This window comes from Mesorhizobium sp. M0522 (assembly GCF_040321085.1).
Classification (GTDB): Bacteria; Pseudomonadota; Alphaproteobacteria; order Rhizobiales; family Rhizobiaceae; genus Mesorhizobium.
This window is the reverse complement of the sequence record NZ_JAMYQW010000019.1, coordinates 1-16,591: the sequence shown is the minus strand read 5'-3', so window position 1 is coordinate 16,591 and position 16,591 is coordinate 1. Positions and strand designations below refer to the sequence as shown.

The 16,591-nt window shown below is 62.3% G+C and carries 16 protein-coding genes and 2 pseudogenes; 10 read left to right on the top strand and 8 right to left on the bottom strand.

From position 1 onward, the window contains the following. Positions 1–11 precede the first annotated feature (11 nt). The 10 genes from msuE to NKI58_RS19945 all read left to right on the top strand — a co-directional run bounded on the left by msuE (position 12) and on the right by NKI58_RS19945 (position 10,710). Positions 12–581 carry an FMN reductase gene (gene msuE, locus NKI58_RS19990; protein ID WP_352853625.1) on the top strand — a complete coding sequence of 190 codons (570 nt, stop codon included), beginning with the start codon at positions 12–14 and terminating at the stop codon, positions 579–581. Positions 582–608: 27 nt separating this feature from the next. Next, entirely contained in the window at positions 609–1,709 is a 1,101-nt protein-coding gene (gene sfnG, locus NKI58_RS19985; protein WP_352853621.1) for a dimethylsulfone monooxygenase SfnG, read from the top strand. A 55-nt stretch (positions 1,710–1,764) separates the two neighbouring features. Then, positions 1,765–2,667: an ABC transporter ATP-binding protein gene (locus NKI58_RS19980; RefSeq protein WP_352531517.1), complete on the top strand. Its 903-nt coding sequence runs from the start codon at positions 1,765–1,767 to the stop codon at positions 2,665–2,667. Next, the gene (locus NKI58_RS19975; protein ID WP_023722895.1) at positions 2,667–3,563 is read left to right on the top strand and encodes a branched-chain amino acid ABC transporter permease; all 897 of its coding nucleotides are present in this window, start codon (positions 2,667–2,669) and stop codon (positions 3,561–3,563) included. The genes NKI58_RS19980 and NKI58_RS19975 overlap by 1 nt, the downstream gene beginning before the upstream one ends. 3 nt (positions 3,564–3,566) lie before the next feature. After that, positions 3,567–4,604: a branched-chain amino acid ABC transporter permease gene (locus NKI58_RS19970; RefSeq protein ID WP_352853619.1), complete on the top strand. Its 1,038-nt coding sequence runs from the start codon at positions 3,567–3,569 to the stop codon at positions 4,602–4,604. Between the two features lie 50 nt (positions 4,605–4,654). Next, positions 4,655–5,986: an ABC transporter substrate-binding protein gene (locus NKI58_RS19965; protein WP_023722897.1), complete on the top strand. Its 1,332-nt coding sequence runs from the start codon at positions 4,655–4,657 to the stop codon at positions 5,984–5,986. Between the two features lie 64 nt (positions 5,987–6,050). Beyond that, positions 6,051–6,842 carry an ABC transporter ATP-binding protein gene (locus NKI58_RS19960; protein ID WP_352853618.1) on the top strand — a complete coding sequence of 264 codons (792 nt, stop codon included), beginning with the start codon at positions 6,051–6,053 and terminating at the stop codon, positions 6,840–6,842. Further along, positions 6,839–8,086, top strand: coding sequence for an SfnB family sulfur acquisition oxidoreductase (locus NKI58_RS19955; RefSeq protein ID WP_352457045.1), 1,248 nt, complete (start codon positions 6,839–6,841; stop codon positions 8,084–8,086). The genes NKI58_RS19960 and NKI58_RS19955 overlap by 4 nt, the downstream gene beginning before the upstream one ends. Before the next feature lie 33 nt (positions 8,087–8,119). Beyond that, on the top strand, positions 8,120–9,295 hold the full coding sequence (ssuD, locus tag NKI58_RS19950; RefSeq protein WP_023722900.1) for an FMNH2-dependent alkanesulfonate monooxygenase: 1,176 nt from the start codon (positions 8,120–8,122) through the stop codon (positions 9,293–9,295). After that, positions 9,292–10,710, top strand: a complete 1,419-nt coding sequence (locus NKI58_RS19945) for an FAD/NAD(P)-binding protein (RefSeq protein WP_352853617.1) — start codon at positions 9,292–9,294, stop codon at positions 10,708–10,710. Before ssuD ends, NKI58_RS19945 begins: the two co-directional genes overlap by 4 nt. Before the next feature lie 388 nt (positions 10,711–11,098). On the opposite strand, the gene NKI58_RS19940 is transcribed toward NKI58_RS19945, so the two are convergent. From NKI58_RS19940 to NKI58_RS19900, 8 genes and pseudogenes are all read right to left on the bottom strand, one after another. After that, a complete protein-coding gene (locus NKI58_RS19940; RefSeq protein WP_352684528.1) occupies positions 11,099–12,157 on the bottom strand; it encodes a class I SAM-dependent methyltransferase in 1,059 nt (352 codons plus the stop codon). 40 nt (positions 12,158–12,197) lie between these two features. Beyond that, positions 12,198–12,626, bottom strand: a complete 429-nt coding sequence (locus NKI58_RS19935) for an insulinase family protein (RefSeq protein WP_352452599.1) — start codon at positions 12,624–12,626, stop codon at positions 12,198–12,200. Between the two features lie 278 nt (positions 12,627–12,904). Beyond that, positions 12,905–13,189 carry a hypothetical protein gene (locus NKI58_RS19930; protein ID WP_352594219.1) on the bottom strand — a complete coding sequence of 95 codons (285 nt, stop codon included), beginning with the start codon at positions 13,187–13,189 and terminating at the stop codon, positions 12,905–12,907. Next, positions 13,190–13,468, bottom strand: a complete 279-nt coding sequence (locus tag NKI58_RS19925) for a hypothetical protein (RefSeq protein ID WP_352496371.1) — start codon at positions 13,466–13,468, stop codon at positions 13,190–13,192. It lies immediately after the preceding gene. Between the two features lie 355 nt (positions 13,469–13,823). Continuing rightward, positions 13,824–14,300, bottom strand: a pseudogene (locus tag NKI58_RS35575) (transposase); the annotation flags it as partial. 150 nt (positions 14,301–14,450) lie between these two features. Further along, positions 14,451–14,744: pseudogene (locus NKI58_RS19910) on the bottom strand (nicotinate-nucleotide diphosphorylase); the annotation flags it as partial. Between the two features lie 506 nt (positions 14,745–15,250). Next, positions 15,251–15,550 carry a Y4lK-related protein gene (locus NKI58_RS19905; protein WP_023722911.1) on the bottom strand — a complete coding sequence of 100 codons (300 nt, stop codon included), beginning with the start codon at positions 15,548–15,550 and terminating at the stop codon, positions 15,251–15,253. Positions 15,551–16,284: 734 nt separating this feature from the next. Further along, positions 16,285–16,591, bottom strand: a 307-nt coding sequence (locus NKI58_RS19900) for a transposase domain-containing protein (protein WP_352853614.1), incomplete at its 5' end; no start/stop codon positions are given.

The window sequence follows — 16,591 nt, the reverse complement described above, 5'->3', positions numbered from 1 at the left end:
AGATTGACGAGTTGGGAAGGCTATCGGTTCTCGGAATATCCGGCGGCGTAAGCACACCATCGCGCACTACCGCGGTGGTCAACGCGCTGGTCAAGGCAGTCGCCTTGCGCGTCCCGGCAGACACCGGCCTGATCGAAATCACCGAGGCGGCGCCTTCGCTTTTCGCCGGGCTGTCTCGTCGTGCGCTCGGCGCGTCTGGCGAAGCGATCATCCAGCGTGTCGAGAAGGCCGACCTGCTCGTGGTCGGAACGCCGGTCTATCGGGCGTCCTACACCGGCGCTCTCAAGCACCTGTTCGACCTCGTCGATCATCGTGCACTGACGGGCAAGACCGTGCTTCTCGCGGCAACCGGCGGAAGTCCATACCATGGCCTGGTTCTCGAACATCAGCTCCGGCCATTGTTCGGTTTTTTCGGGGCCGTCACGGTCCCGACCGGCGTCTACGGCGCGCCCGACGATTTCGTCGATGCCAAGATCGTCGGCGCGGCGATTATCGAGCGCATCTCACGGGCCGCTACCGAAGCGATTTCCTTGCTTAATTCCAGTGATGCAAACACTGCCGTCGCCACGCGCGTCGGTTGAAGCCAATCAAAAGGGGAAACGAACGAAATGACCTCGAATTCCGACAACGTGAAATTCGCCTACTGGGTCCCGAACGTCTCGGGCGGCCTGGTCATCTCCAACATCGAGCAGCGGACCGGCTGGGACATCGACTATAACCGCAAGCTCGCCCAGATCGCCGAGGCCAACGGCTTCGACTACGCGCTGAGCCAAATACGCTTCACGGCCGGCTATGGCGCCGACAACCAGCACGAATCGGTATCGTTCAGCCATGCCTTGCTTGCGGCGACCACAACGCTGAAAGTCATCGCGGCGATCCTGCCCGGCCCATGGAATCCAGCGCTGGCGGCCAAGCAGATAGCCACCATCAACCACCTGACCAATGGCCGTGTCGCCGTCAATGTCGTGAGCGGCTGGTTCCGCGGTGAGTTCACCGCCATCGGCGAGCTGTGGCTCGACCATGACGAGCGCTATCGCCGTTCGGAGGAATTCATCCGTGCGCTGCGCGGCATCTGGACCGAGGACAATTTCACTCTGAAGGGCGACTTCTATCGCTTTACCAACTACTCGATGAAGCCGAAGCCGATCGATCCGCAGCCGGAGATCTTCCAGGGCGGCTCATCACGCGCGGCGCGCGACATGGCTGCGCGGGTTTCCGACTGGTATTTCACCAACGGCAACACGCCGGAAGAGATCAAGAAGCAGGTTGACGACATCAAGACCAAGGCGAAGGCCAATGGCCACAAGGTCAAGATCGGCGTCAACGCCTTTGCCATCGCTCGCGAAACCGAGGCAGAAGCGCGCACCGTGCTCGACGAGATCATCGCCAAGGCCAATCCGGAGGCGGTGCAGGGTTTCGCCGATCAGGTCAAGAATGCCGGCAAGGCGTCGCCGGAAGGCGAGGGTAACTGGGCGAAATCCTCGTTCGAGGATCTTGTCCAATACAATGACGGCTTCCGCAGCAATCTCATCGGCACGCCGGAACAGATTGCCGAACGCATCCTCAAGCTGAAGGATGCCGGCGCGGATCTGATACTGCTCGGCTTCCTGCATTTCCAGGAAGAGGTGGAGTTCTTCGGCAAGCGCGTCATCCCTCTGGTGCGCGAACTGGAAGCGGCGCGCGACAGGGAGCTCGTCGCCGCGGAATAGGACACGCGCGGCCTCTAGGCCGCCGCCCGCACGCCTTCAAAATCAGGGACGTTTCATGATTGGTGCTTCGCTGGGAGCCGCCGCATACGAGCGCGCGCCCGAAATTTCCGGCATTCTTGCTGGTGCTGGTCCCGTCGAGGACACGCGCCCGGCGCGCCTGTCGGCAAAGGCTGATGCGATCCTGGCGCTGGGCGGGATCAGCATTTCCTTTGGTGGCGTCACGGCACTGCGGGATGTCGACCTCGAGGTCAAAAGCCGCGAGATTCGCGCTGTGATCGGTCCCAATGGCGCCGGCAAATCCTCGCTGATCAATATCATCAGCGGCCTCTATCACGCCGATCAGGGCAAGATCGCGATCGATGGCCAGTCCTTTTCCCGGGTGTCGGCAAGCCGTCTGGCACGGCTCGGCGTCGCGCGCACCTTCCAGAACTTGGCACTGTTCGGTGGGCTTTCAGTGCGCGACAACATCGCGTCGGGCCGCGTCCACACCCGGCGCGCCAGCTTCGTCGAACATATTGCCGGTCTGCCGCGCGCCCGGCGCGAAGATGCCGCGATCGCTGAAAAGGTCGACCAGACAATCGCCTTCCTGCATCTCGAGGCCGTCGCCGATCGCCTGGTCGCAACGCTGCCCTACGGCCTGCAGAAGCGGGTCGAACTGGCGCGCGCCCTCGTCGCCGAGCCGAAGATCCTGCTGCTCGACGAGCCGATGGCCGGCATGACGGCGACCGAGAAGGCCGAGATGGCCGGTTTCGTGCGCGCAGCGCGCGACCGGCACGACGTCACCATCATCCTCATCGAACACGACATCGGCGTGGTCATGGGACTCTCCGACCGCGTCGCCGTGCTCGACTACGGCCGCAAGATCGCCGACGGGACACCGGCCGAGGTCAGGGCCAATCCGGCGGTGATCCGGGCCTATATCGGCACCGCCGAAGGCGAAGATGGCGAGGGCATCTGATGAGCTACTATGATTTCCTCTTCGTCATCGAGGTGCTGGTCGGTGGCTTGCTCTCAGGTGTCATGTATTCGCTCGTCGCCATCGGTTTCGTGCTGATCTACAAGACGTCGGGCGTGCTGAACTTCGCGCAAGGGTCGATGGTGCTGTTCGCCGCACTCACCTTTGTCAGCCTTGTCGAACGCGGCATCCCGTTTGCGCTTTCGCTGCTCATTACCCTCGCGGTCATGGTTGCGCTGGGCTTCACCATCGAGCGAACTGTGCTGAGGCCGCTGGTCAATCGCTCGCCGATGACGCTGTTCATGGCCACGCTTGGCCTGTCTTACATCATTGAAGGCGCTGCCCAGTTGGTGTGGGGCACGCAGGTGCACGGGCTCGACCTCGGCATCGACGACACGCCGTTCGAGGTCGGCGGTATCCTGATATCGTCGTTCGATCTTCTTGCTGCAGGCATTGCCGCGGCGATGGTCGCCGGCTTGAGCGCATTCTTCTATTGGACCCGCATCGGCCTGGCGTTTCGCGCCGTCGCAGACGACCAGTTCGCGGCACTCGCCGTCGGGCTGCGGCTGCCCCGGATCTGGGGGACGGTGTGGACGGCCGCGGGGTTCGTGGCACTGGTCGCGGGACTTTTGTGGGGCGCGCGCCTCGGCGTCCAGTTCTCGCTGTCGCTGATCGTGCTGAAGGCGCTGCCGGTACTGGTGCTTGGCGGCTTCGATTCCATCCTCGGCGCCATCGTCGGCGGCCTCATCATCGGCGCCAGCGAGAAGCTCGCCGAGGTCTACCTCGGACCCTTTGTCGGTGGCGGCATCGAAGGCTGGTTCGCCTATGCGCTGGCGCTGGTCGTCCTGCTGGTGCGCCCCTCCGGCCTGTTTGGCCAGAAGACTGTCGAAAGGGTCTGACCGATGGCCGTGCAAGCGCTCGATGCCGCAAGGCGTCCCATCGACTGGCAGAAGTTAGCTCTGCCGGCCGCCCTGATTGCCGTGGCCTATGGCCTGATCCCCGCCTATGCGTCGAGCTATCTCGTCGAGGCGATCCTGCTGCCGTTCCTGGCGCTCAGCCTGGCGGCGGTCGGCCTCAACCTTTTGACCGGCTATTGCGGCCAGCTTTCGCTGGGCTCCTCCGCCTTCATGGCGGTCGGCGCTTTCGCCGCCTACAATTTCAACCTTCGGGTCGAAGGACTGCCGCTGGCTGCAACCATGATCCTGGCCGGGATTTCGGCCGCCGGCATCGGCGTCGTGTTCGGATTGCCGAGCCTGCGCCTGCGCGGCTTCTATCTCGCCGTCTCGACGCTCGCCGCCCAGTTCTTCGTGCAGTGGGCGCTGACCAAGTTCGGCTGGTTCTCCAACGACAACCCTTCCGGGGTGATCTCGGCGCCGCACCTTGCCGTTGCGGGCTTCTCGCTCGACAGGGCGACGGGCCGCTACCTGCTCTCGGTGACCACGGTCATCGTGCTCACGGCGCTCGTCTGGCGCCTGGTCAACAGCGCGACCGGCCGCAATTTCATCGCCGTGCGCGACAACGAGACCGCCGCGCGGGTGATCGGCGTCCCTGTGCTGAAGACCAAGCTGCTCGCGTTCGCCATCTCGTCCTTCATCATCGGCGTCGCCGGGGTGCTGTGGGCCTTCACCTATCTGCGCACGGTCGAGCCGGCCGGCTTCAATCTCGACCGCTCGTTCCAGATCCTGTTCATCATCATCATCGGCGGGCTGGCCTCGATACGCGGCGCCTTTCTGGGAGCGGCGTTCATCGTCATCTTTCCGCTCATCCTGTCGCGGCTTGGCGCCTTCCTGTTTGGCGGACTGTTCGATTCGGGTGTTCTCGACATGAGCCAGCGCATCGTGCTCGGCGCGCTCATCATCATCTTCCTCATCGCGGAACCGAACGGGCTGTCGGCCCTCTTCGACCGCCTGAAACGACGGATCGGCTCAAGGTCCAGCTGAGCGCCGCTCGACATCCTCTCACGGACCACAAACCTCAGGAGACGCAATCCATGACCTTCTTCAGTCACCTCAAGAAAGCGGCGATCGCCACGGCCTTCGTCCTCGGCGCGACGGCGGTCCACGCCGACGAGCAGTATTTTCCCCTGCAGAGCTACCGCGTCGGCCCTTATGCCGCCGGCGGCACCGGCTTCTTCGGCGGCTTCATCGACTATCTCAACCTGATCAACATCCGCGACGGCGGCGTCAACGGCGTCAAGCTGACCTGGAGCGAGGGCGAGACGCAGTATGAGGTCGAGAAGGGCGTCGAGGTCTATGAACGATTGAAGAGCAATCCCGGCATCGCCGCCTGGAACCCGCTTTCGGTCGGCATCGCCTATGCCATGATCGACCGCATCACCGATGACAAGGTGCCGCTGATCACCATCAACCACGGCCGCACCGACACCACGGACGGACGCGTGTTCCCTTACGTCTTCCCGCTGCTGCTCAATCCCTACAGCGAGACCTCGGGCATCGTGAACTATATCGCCTCCAAGGAAGGTGGCCTCGACAAGCTCAAGGGCAAGAAGATCGTCGTGCTCTATCACGGCTCGCCCTATGGCAAGGAGACGATTCCGATCTATGAGCTGCTGTCGCAGAAATACGGCTTCGAGCTGTCGCAGATCGAGGTTCCGCATCCAGGCAACGAGCAGCAGGCGCAGTGGCTGACGATCCGTCGCGAGCATCCGGACTATGTGGTGCTGCGCGGCTGGGGCGTGATGAACCCGGTTGCGCTCAAGACCGCGCAGAAGACCGGCTTCCCGGCCGATCACATCGTCGGCAATGTCTGGTCGAATTCGGAAGAGGATGTGATCCCCGCGGGCGATGCCGCCAAGGGCTATACGGCCATCACCACCCAGGCGTCAGGCGAGCAGTATCCGGTGGTCCAGGAGATCGTCAAAACGGTCTACGGAGCCGGCAAAGGCAATCTCGAGGAAAAGAGCCGTATCGGCTCGGTCTACCACAATCTCGGCATCGTCAACGGCATCCTCAATGTCGAGGCGGTACGCATCGCGCAGACCAAGTTCGGCAACCGCACGCTCACCGGCGACGAAGTCCGCTGGGGCTTCGAGCATCTCAAGCTCGATCCGGCACGCGTCGAGGCGCTGGGCGCCAAGGACCTGTTCCACTCGATCAACGTCTCCTGGGACAATCACGAAGGTGACGGCTACGTGACCTTCCAGCAGTGGGACGGCAAGAAGTGGAACGTCGTCTCCGACTGGATCGCGCCCGACTGGAAGCTGCTGCGCCCGATCATCGAGAAGTCGTCCGAGGCCTATGCCAAGGAAAAGGGCATCAAGATCCGCACGGCCGAGGATGCCGAAGCGGTGGTCAGCAACTGAGTTCGGCATGGCGCGGCCGACAATCTGGCCGGCCGCGCCATCCATCCTCCCAGCGGAGTCAACAATGTCCAGCCCGGAAAGCCCGATCCTGTCGGTCAGTCGCGTCGAAGCCGTCTATAACGGCGCCATTGCCGCCCTGCACGGCGTCGACCTGTCGGTCGGCAAAGGCGAGATCGTCGCACTGCTCGGCTCCAACGGTGCCGGCAAGACGACGCTGCTACGCGCCGTATCCAATCTCCTCCCGGCCGAGCGCGGCACTGTTACCGCTGGCCGGATCACTTTCGACGGCGAGGATGTCTCCAGGGCAAGCCCCTCTCACCTCGTCCGCAAGGGTCTGGTCCAGGTCCTCGAGGGCCGACACTGCTTCCGCTCGCTGACGGTCGAGGAGAACCTTCTGACCGGCGCGCTCGGGCGTTCGTCCTCCCGCACCGGCGTCAAGGCCAACCTCGACCGCGTCTATGCGCTTTTCCCCAGGCTCACCGAGAAGCGGCGAACCCGGTCCGGCCTCACCTCCGGCGGCGAGCAGCAGATGACGGCGATCGGCCGCGGTCTGATGTCGCGGCCGAAACTCTTCGTGTTGGACGAGCCTTCGATGGGGCTGGCGCCGCTGATTGTCGAGGAGATCTTCAACGCCTTGAAGCGGCTCAATCGGGACGAAGATCTTTCGATCCTTGTCGCCGAGCAGAATTCGGCAGTGGCGCTGAAATATGCCGACCGCGCCACCGTGCTCGAAAACGGAAAGAGCGTGCTGGAAGGGTCGGCCGCCGACCTGCGCCAGCGCGACGACATCAAGACCTACTATCTCGGCGGCACGCCGCTTCCATCGCAACATTTTCCCCAGGAGACCGCAGCATGACCATCCAATCGAAGCAGCCGTCCGATACTCGCAGCGCCGTCCCTCCGGTCGAGCGTCCGTCGGCCAGAGCGCATGTCATCAAGACCGATGCCGAGGCGATCGCTGTGGCGGAAAAACTGGCCGCAGACTTCGCCAAGGACGCCTCCAGGCGGGACCGCGAGCGCATCTGGCCGAAGGAAGAGCTCGATGCGTTTTCGCAGAGCGGCCTGTGGTCGATCAACGTGCCGAAGGCCTATGGCGGACCGGAACTCTCCTATGTGACGCTGTCGAAGGTGATCACCATCATCTCGGCGGCCGATCCGTCGCTCGGCCAGATTCCGCAGAACCATCTCGGCGTCGTCGCCGCCATCCGCACCGTCTCTGACGAGGCCCAGAAGCAGTTGCTCTTCGCCGAAGTTCTGTCCGGCACGCGGTTCGGCAACGCGTTCTCGGAATTCGGCTCCAAGCGGGCGGCCGATTTTGAGACCAAATTCGTCGACGCTGGCGACCACGTCGTGGTCAATGGCCAGAAATTCTATTCAAGCGGCGCGCTGCTCGCCCATCTGGTGCCGATCGTGGCGCTCGATGACGAGGGCCGGGCCTGGTATGCCATCGCCGATCGCGGCGCGCCCGGACTGACGGTCATCGACGACTGGTCGAGCTTCGGCCAGAAGACGACGCTGTCCGGCACAGTCCTGCTCGACAATGTGAAAGTGCCGAAGACGCATCTCGTCCCCGGCTACAAGGGCTATGACCGGGCGACGGCCGACGGCGCCATCTTCCAGATCATCCAGGCTGCTGTCGATCTCGGCATCGCCAACGCGGCGATCGACGAAACCGTCAGCTTCGTGCGCACCAAGTCGCGCGCGTGGATCGACAGCGGCGTCGATCATGCCTGGCAGGATCCCTACACTATCCAGGCCGTCGGTGACCTTCGCCTGCGGGCCAATGCGGCGCAGGCCGTTCTGGACAAGGCAGGGCTGGCGGTCGACCGCGCCGTGGCCGATCCGAACGATAAGACCGTCGCGGAAGCGCAGATCGCGGTTGCCGAATCCAAGATCCTCACCACCGAGATCGCCATCAACGCCACCAACAAACTGTTCGAACTCGCCGGCACGCGATCCACACTGGCCGAGCACAATCTCGACCGGCACTGGCGCAACGCCCGAACCCACACGCTGCACGATCCGGTGCGCTGGAAATACGCGATCCTCGGCAACTATTACCTGAACGACGTCAATCCGCCGCTCCACGCCTGGAGCTGAGCGAGAACGCCGTAAAGTCACAAAGGACTGTTCATGAGCACTGCCATCCCCGACAGGATCAAGGTCCTGTGGTTTCTCCCGACCCATGGCGACAGCCGCTATCTCGGCACCTCCGAGGGGGGCAGGGCGGTCGACCTGCCCTATCTGACCCAGGTCGCCAAGGCCGCCGACGCCATCGGCTATTACGGCGCGCTGCTGCCGACCGGCCGAAGCTGCGAGGACAGCTGGGTCGTGGCGTCGGCGCTGGCGCCGTTGACGCAGCGGCTCCGCTTCCTCGTTGCGGTGCGGCCGGGCCTGCAATCGCCGACGCTTGCCGCGCGGATGACCTCGACGCTCGACCGCATTTCCGGCGGGCGCCTGCTTATCAACGTGGTCACCGGCGGTGACCCGGTCGAGAACAAGGGCGACGGCATCTTCCTCAGCCATGACGAGCGCTATGAGGTGACGCGGGAGTTTCTCGATATCTACAAGGCCGTGCTCAGCGGCGAGACCATTGCCTTCGAAGGCAAGCACTTCCGCATCGAGGACGGAAGGCTGCTGTTCCCGCCTGTGCAGACCCCGCATCCGCCGCTGTATTTCGGTGGCTCGTCGGAGGCGGCCAATGCGGTCGCCGCCGAGCAGATCGACAAATACCTCACCTGGGGCGAACCGCCGGCTGACGTCGCCGCCAAGGTCGACCATGTGCGCGGCCTTGCCGAGAAGGCCGGACGCCAGGTGAGTTTCGGCATCAGGCTGCATGTTATCGTTCGCGAAACCAATGACGAAGCCTGGGCCGATGCCGACCGCCTGATCAGCCGCCTGGACGACAAGACGATCGCCGAGGCGCAGAAGGTTTTCGCGCGCATGGATTCCGTCGGCCAGTCGCGCATGAGCCGGCTGCATGGCGGCCGTCGCGACAAACTCGAAATCAGTCCGAATCTGTGGGCCGGTGTCGGCCTGGTGCGCGGCGGCGCCGGCACCGCTCTGGTCGGCGATGCGGCGACGGTGGCGGAGCGCATCGACGAATACCGGCGCATCGGCATCGATACCTTCATCCTGTCCGGCTATCCGCATCTGGAGGAAGCCTATCGCTTCGGCGAACTGGTGCTGCCGCTGTTGCCGCTCGATCACGAAATCTCGACGCGGCCGACGGCGGTTAACATGGGCCCCTTCGGCGAAACGGTGGCCGGCGACCATCGCCCGTCGTCGCTGCGCGCGAGCCAGTCTTGAGCGCCAGCGAACCGATCATAGCGATTGTCGGCGGCGGCTTTTCAGGTGCGGCGACTGCGTTTCATCTGGCGCGGCTGCTGCCGGCCAGTGCATCCGATATCGTGGTCGTCGAGCCGCGCGAAAGGCTCGGCTATGGTCTGGCCTATTCGACGACCGATCCTTCACACCGCATCAATGTGCCGGCCTCGAGGATGACGCTGATCTCCGGCCAGGATAGCCACTTCGCCGACTGGCTGCAGCAGAGCAGCGCTATTGTGGGGGATGTCGAGGCTATTGCCGCCAACGGCGCGATCTACCCGCAGCGCCGTGTTTTCGGCGGCTATGTCGAATCCCATCTCCAGCCCTTTCTGCTCAGCAAAACGATCCGCCATGTCAGGTCCGCCGTCGCATCGGTCGAGCGCACCGGCGAGGGCTACCGTCTGATCCTCGCTGATGGCGGGACGCTCGCTGCCGACGCCGTGGTGATTGCGACGACGCATCCGCCGCCGGCCTTGCCGATGCCCCTGAAGTCCGTGGCTGGCACAGCCGGGCTGGTGGCCAATCCCTATGATCTCGAGAGGCTGGAAGCGATCGGCCGCGACGACCGTGTCCTGGTCGTTGGCACCGGACTGACGTCGGCGGACGTGATTGCAACGCTCGACCGCAAGGGGCATCGTGGCCACATCGTCGCGCTGTCACGCCACGGCTATCGCTCGCGCAGCCAAGCCGCGATGCTGGCCGATCCAATTGGTGATTTCACGACCCTTCCTTCACGCAGCGCAACGGCACTATTCAGGCGCATTCGGGTAACGATCCGTGATGCCAAGCGTCGGGGCGAAGACTGGCATCCGGTGCTCGATGCCGTCCGACGTCAGGGACAAACCATCTGGCAGGCCTTGCCGCTGGCCGAGCAGCGACGTGTGGCGCGCAATCTTCGTGCGCTCTGGGACGTGCATCGCTTCCGCCTCGCGCCGCAAGTTGCGGACGTGCTCGATCGACGCGTCGCCGAGGGCAAGCTTGCCTATCGCGCGGCATCGATTGCCGACGCCGAGGTGGTCGACGGGCGCATTCGCATTGCCCAGCGGCTGCGTGGCGAACGCAGCTTCGTTGTCGAGGCTTTCGATAGAGTGATCGTGACGACAGGTCCGGCACATGCCGATCTCTTCAGGACCAACACGGCGATTGCCGCGCTCGGACAGTTGGGCTTGGTCCGGCTTGACTCGATTGGTCTCGGCTTGGAGACCGACAGCCAAGGCCGTGCAGTCGGTGCATCCGGGCGCCCGACCGACAATATCTTCGTCAGCGGACCGTTGGCGCGCGGCAGCGTCGGCGAATTGATGGGAATTCCCGAAGTCACCGCACATACCGAGCGCATCGCCGCCGAAATTCACCAATGGTTGGGACACCAAACGGCGTTGCGTCGCAAGGCTGCGTGAAGCTGTGATTAGCATCAGTCTATTCAGATGACACTGACGGAACGCATCGCCAGGATTGAAAGCGCCTTCGAGGTTTATGAAAGCGCCATTGGTCGCAGTGCCGCTCCTGGCGCTTTTCGCGTTTGTCGCCGACGCCGCCGAAGTCGCCCAAGTTCAGGTGGAGAGACTGCGCGTTTGAGCGGAGTACGGTTGGCTTCTCTGAGAGCACCGAACTAGTCTAGGCGACGAGCTTGGCTGCGTGTGCCTTCAACTACTGTTGGCTTCTAACAACTCCAATCTGATGTCAGGGGGAGTGACGCCTCTGAAAATTTGTCGGTAACTGTGAGTTCGGATTTTGACGAGATCTTCACCATAAAGCGATGAGCTGCAATTTCTAGCGACGGCCGCGCTAGGGACGGGCCTCCAGCACCATGTTGAACGGCGTCTCCGTGGCGCGACGGAATCGCTTGAAGCCGCCGCCGGTCACCACCTTGCGTAGCCTCGCCTCGCCGGCCTGGGCGCCAAGCCCGAGCCCGACTTCCTGCGACAGGGATGCGGGCGTGCACACGAACGTGGAAGCGGCATAGTAAACGCGTCCGACGGGATTGAGGTTCGCCGCTAGATGATTATGCGCGAACGGCTCGACGATCATCCACGTGCCATCCGGCTTGAGCGACCCGTGGACATGGGTGGCGGCGCCCGCCGGGTCGCCCATGTCGTGAAGGCAATCGAAAAAAGCGACGAGGTCATAGGTGCCGGGATAGGTCTTGGCGGCCGCGACCTCGAAGCGCGTGTTGGCGCCGACGCCGGCTTCCTCGGCGGCCTTGCGGGCGCGCTCGATCGAAGGGGCGTGATAATCGAAGCCGACGAAGCGCGAATTGGGGAAAGCACGTGCCATGAGCACCGTCGATGCGCCATGACCGCATCCGACATCCGCGACCTCCACGCCGCGTTCGAGCTTCTCGACTACGCCCTCCAGGGCCGGCAGCCAGGAGTCGATCAGATTGGCATTATAGCCTGGACGGAAGAACCGCTCCGTGCCGCGAAACAGACACGCGCTATGATCGTGCCATGCAACCCCCTTGCCGGACTGGAACGCTTGCCTCACCTTTTCTTCATCGAGCCACAGCGCGGATAGGAACTCGAATGCGCCAGCCATGAAGGCCGGGCTATTTTCATCGGCGAACACCAGCTCCTGCTCGGCGTTGAGATAGAACTGGTCGTTGGCTTCATCGTAGTCGACGTAGCCCGCCGCCGCCTGCCCGGAAAGCCATTCCCTTACAAGGCGCTCCTGGGTACCGGTGCGTGTCGAAAGTTCGGCGGCCGTCATCTTGCCGCCTTCGCGCAATGCCTTGAACAGGCCGAGTCTGTCGCCCAGCAAGACTCCCGCGCCCGTAGCGATCGCACCGAGATCGCCGACCATTTTCCCCAAGAATGCGTCCAACTTTTCCTGACTCGCTTCAGACATCGGAATCTCCCTTTGGGCTCGATCTCTCCCAGTAAAAGCCTCACAAGGGGAGAAGAATGGCGAAATTGGAGCCCGGGCCCATCCTTTGGCGTCCACGTGCGGGCCGACCACCATAATGGCGGGTTCGGCCGAAAGCAGCTTCTTCGCCGCTGCCTCGACTTGGTCGATCGATGAGGGCGGCGCGGCACTGGTGTAGCCGATGCCAAGACCCGACAAGCGTGGCTGCAATCGAACTGGAGGAATCCAGATTGTTGGTAGCATAGGTGCCGATCAGATATTTCTTGCTCGCTTTTAGCTCGGCCTCTGTCGGCCCTGTTTCCGCCAACTCCCTGATCACGTGGCGTATCAGCCCGAGCGTCTCGGCCGCCCTGTCGGCGCGCGTCGCCGTGGTCACGACAAGCGCATTGGAATGCTGGTGGTCTTTCAGGCTGGAATGGATACCGTAAGCAAGGCCGCGCTTTTCGCGCACTTCCTGGAACAGACGCGAGGTAAATGGCAAGCCTCTGAGTATTTTGCTTATCAGCTGTGCGGCTTAGAATTCCGGGTCGCTGCGTCCGATGCCGGGAAAAACCAGCTGCAGCGAAGTCTGCGGCGGGTCGTAGGCGACCAATTACGCCGGCCGAGCTCGGGGCGACATCGGCCACCGGGGCGATCGCCTGCTTCTGAGGCAAATCGCCGACCACCTCGTGGAGCCTTTCACTCAGGCCTTTGGCATCAATGTCGCCGACGACCGCGACGTGCAGCCCGTCACGGGCGAAAGCGGCCTTGTGGAGGGTGCCTAGATCGGCCGGCGTTATGCCGGCGAGTCTCTCCTTGGTGCCCCTCGGCCGGCCTCGAATAAGGATGCGTGCCGTAGATTCTGCGCCGCCATGCAAGCTCGGCGATCGCGTGGGGGTCGCGCTCATTGGCGATGATGCTGGCGAGAATGTTGGCGCGGATACGGTCGACCGGCTCCTGGTCGAAGCGGGGGCTGTTAGCCGCGAGCCTGAGCAGATCGAAGGCGGCGTCCTTCCGTTCGGACAGCATGCGCATCTAGCCATAAATGCCGTCGCGCTGCGCGTCGAAGCTCATCTCGGCCCCGGCATGGTCAACCGTCACCTGGAAGGCATCGCTGTCGAGATCGCCGGCGCCCTCGTCGAACAGGCCGGTCATCAAATTGGCCAGTCCCTCCTTGCCAGCAGAGTCCTGCGCGGTGCCGCCGTCGAAGACGAAGCGGATGGCTCCGGTTGTGGTGACGGGATGGACGATAAGCAAGGTTCGGGGCGAAGTGATTTGTTCCGCGGCGGCGGTATGTTTTGGTGAGGTGATCATGCGACGTCTTCTTTGGTCGGTCAATGTTTGCGGATGATCGTGCATGTACCGTGCCAAATGAGAAAACCATTTATACGCAGTCTGGTAGATCTGACTCTGCTACGTTGCGTATCCGACATTGTCGGAAATTGTACAGCGCCGAACGCGAAGCGGCTCGGGGCTTGTGACGATGCTTGCGCGTGCTGCTGCGGAGGGGGATATGAATGCGCCTCGAACTGGCGCGAGGCCTTCGAGGATGCCGGATTACTTAGCAAGGAGAAGTTGCTGGCGGACGACCGCCCATTCGAACCGTTTGGACGAAAATCACCCCTTAAACGGGGTCCTCGTTCGGCTTCACTCTCGCTGCGGCCACAGCCTAAGTTGCACCGACGAGGCGCGCCTGGAGCAGATCAATCTTGGCGGCCGTACATTTGCCGCTTGATGAGTTTGAGCTTGGTGATCTGGCCTTCGGTCTGGCCATTCGACCACGGAGAGATAATGGCGTTGCGGACTGCGGCGATGTCCTTTTCGACCCCGTTTGCAAAGGAGCCGACGAGGCTTGCCTTCGCGCCGTCCAGCCAAGTGTCCAGTTTTGCGACCACTTTTGATCGGATCATCTGCTGAAAGTCGTCGATCAGCGTTCGCGCGTGACGAGGTCGATTGCCGCGATCAGTACAGCGTCCGATTTGGACAGGTCGTTACGCGCCAGCGTCATGAGCCTGGCGATGCTTCGTGCCGAAGGCGTGCGGGCAAGGGCGCTTTGATCGGTCCTTTCAGCAAGGCGTCTGCGCCGCGCCCATTCAGAGACGACGCCGATCTGGCCACGAAAGCCTTTCTTGCGAATTTCGCGCCAAGTCATGTGCTTGACCCGGCGGCATCGTCTTCGTCGAAATCGTTGCGTCCATTTCCATCCTGTTCCCTGGTTTCTGGCCTTTACGGCTTCTCTGCTGGCCGCTTGACGGTGACCGGAAAACTTATCCGCCCGGTGCCGTCCATCAGTCGATTATGAGTCCCGATAATCAAGTGCGATATCCAGGATCGGCGCGCTATGGGTCAGCCAGCCGATGGAGATCAGATCGACGCCCGTCGCAGCAATCTGCGCAGCCATATCGAGCGTAATCGGGCCCGATGCTTCGGTGATCGCCCGCCCGGCAACCATCGCCACCGCGTGGCGCAACTCATCGAGCATGTTGTCGAGCAGGACAGCCTCGGGGGCGAAGCCAAGTGCCTCCTCCAACTGGGTCAGCGTATCGACCTCCACTTCGATTTTGACGAGATGACCTACGCTTGCTCGCGCGAGCCACGCTTGCGGCGGCAACGCGCGTCATCCGCCGCTCTATAACCCCCGACAAGACCTCAATGCGATTTCAGTCCCAAGATACAATCTCCCCGCTCTCGAGGCGAGAGAGTGGCAAGGCACAAGCAGGAGCGACATTCCTATTTTGCCAGATCAGGACATTGTAACTTAGCTGTTACAACTTCAAGTTGCATAAGATATATTATGGAACTCGGCGGCGGTTTTCTAGCTGTTGCTTGGTTCTCTCCTGCCGCAGCTACGAAGTTGTGGATTCTCTCAGTAAACTGCGGTTATCGGGTTGAACTATGGTGCCAGAGTCAGAAACGACAGCACATCGCAATGCCACTGGGGGGCTGACCGACCCTTGTCCGTGGTGCCCAGTACGAGAAGACCAGGTTATTGCCCTGTTGGGAATCCACAGCTCATTGGCGTCAATACCCGTCCGGAAGTCGAGCTCGTCATGTCGGTGAAGGAGCCGGATTCGACAATCGTATCCGACCCGTCCTTTATGCGTTCCAATTTCGAGTGCCTGTTTTGTGCGGTCTCCGGCCGTCGTTTGTCGACGACGTGAGTTCTATGTACCGACCTATCGAGCGAAGATAGGCAACGATCTCCGGTAGCAGGTGATCACGATCGCCAAACTCTTCCACGATTCTTTTTACCTTGCGCCAGGGTACCTTCCCGTCAACATCGCCCAGTGAATAGCCTAAGTGACCGATCGCACAGATATCGCAGCCAGCCTCGATCACCTTGTCGACGAAGGCGGGAATCTCGCTCGCTTTCATTAGCCGCATGTTGCTGGTCATCGCAGATATCTCCGTTGGTGGTCGGCATGGAAATTGCGCCGACGCTCAAACGTGCTTGAATGCGCGCACCTTCGCTACCTGTGCACTTGCACAGGTTGTAGGCAGGCCTGCAGAAGGCGCGGATCGAGTGTTCCTGCGCATTTGTTCATTGTTGGCACCCGGACACTCAACCGTGTTGCTAGAACAACCCACCTGCTCCGTTCCAACAGCAGCATTGGCCACCGGAACGCTCCCCTTGCGCGCACTGAAAGCCGGCGCTCAGGCAGTCGGAGTCAGTCATGCCGAGGCGCCATTTCCTTTTCCCCACAAGTCGCACGAGCCGCACGCGCTCTTTTCGCTCTGGAGTCCAGTAGGTTGGGTCTGGGTTGGCTCAATCGAGGGGATGGGCGTCTTTCCATTTAGCTATAGGCTAGGAAAAGCTCCTTAGATCCCGCAGTCAGGAGTCCACCAATCGGTCGAGATGGCTGCGAACCGCGTTGCGGGCGAGATTGGGTGCTCCGACGGAACGATACCCAATACCTGCGCCATTTGTTCTTCGATGGCATTATCGCCCCCCGCGTATAGCTAAGTGGTGTGTACAAACCTGATCTACACGACCTAGCGCGATTTGGAGCCAACCGGCCTGGGACCTGGGCGGCCGCCTCGCCGCCTCTGGCTCTACGCCGCAAAATCGGGCCGGTTCCGCGCGTCTGCATCGAATGACGCCGGTCAGAGTTTGTCTGTAAGCGCTGTTCTCAGGCCACGGCCTCGAGCTCAGGAACCCGGATGTAGGCCCATGGCAGCAGATCATCGATCTGGCTGTTGGGATGGCCGTTGACGATCCTGGTGAGGACATCAGCAAGATAGCCGAGCGGCTCGACACCGCTGAGTTTGCAGGTTTCGATCAGTGACGCGATGACGGCCCAGTGCTGGGCGCCACCGTCGGAGCCTGCAAAGAGGGCGTTCTTGCGGTTGAGCGCCATCTCGGGGTCATTCTGCCCATGTTGGGCAGGAGGTCGAGGTCCATTACCGTTGGCACCCGTATTTCGGACATCGGCTTCG

What these genes read in the sequence shown, in the direction of transcription:
- NKI58_RS19940 (WP_352684528.1), bottom strand. Translation starts at nt 12,157, where the DNA reads ATGTCTGAAGCGAGTCAGGAAAAGTTGGACGCATTCTTGGGGAAAATG.
- NKI58_RS19975 (WP_023722895.1), top strand. Translation starts at nt 2,667, where the DNA reads ATGAGCTACTATGATTTCCTCTTCGTCATCGAGGTGCTGGTCGGTGGC.
- NKI58_RS19965 (WP_023722897.1), top strand. Translation starts at nt 4,655, where the DNA reads ATGACCTTCTTCAGTCACCTCAAGAAAGCGGCGATCGCCACGGCCTTC.
- NKI58_RS19980 (WP_352531517.1), top strand. Translation starts at nt 1,765, where the DNA reads ATGATTGGTGCTTCGCTGGGAGCCGCCGCATACGAGCGCGCGCCCGAA.
- NKI58_RS19905 (WP_023722911.1), bottom strand. Translation starts at nt 15,550, where the DNA reads ATGACCAGCAACATGCGGCTAATGAAAGCGAGCGAGATTCCCGCCTTC.
- NKI58_RS19930 (WP_352594219.1), bottom strand. Translation starts at nt 13,189, where the DNA reads ATGCGCATGCTGTCCGAACGGAAGGACGCCGCCTTCGATCTGCTCAGG.
- NKI58_RS19960 (WP_352853618.1), top strand. Translation starts at nt 6,051, where the DNA reads ATGTCCAGCCCGGAAAGCCCGATCCTGTCGGTCAGTCGCGTCGAAGCC.
- sfnG (WP_352853621.1), top strand. Translation starts at nt 609, where the DNA reads ATGACCTCGAATTCCGACAACGTGAAATTCGCCTACTGGGTCCCGAAC.
- ssuD (WP_023722900.1), top strand. Translation starts at nt 8,120, where the DNA reads ATGAGCACTGCCATCCCCGACAGGATCAAGGTCCTGTGGTTTCTCCCG.
- NKI58_RS19955 (WP_352457045.1), top strand. Translation starts at nt 6,839, where the DNA reads ATGACCATCCAATCGAAGCAGCCGTCCGATACTCGCAGCGCCGTCCCT.
- NKI58_RS19925 (WP_352496371.1), bottom strand. Translation starts at nt 13,468, where the DNA reads ATGATCACCTCACCAAAACATACCGCCGCCGCGGAACAAATCACTTCG.
- NKI58_RS19970 (WP_352853619.1), top strand. Translation starts at nt 3,567, where the DNA reads ATGGCCGTGCAAGCGCTCGATGCCGCAAGGCGTCCCATCGACTGGCAG.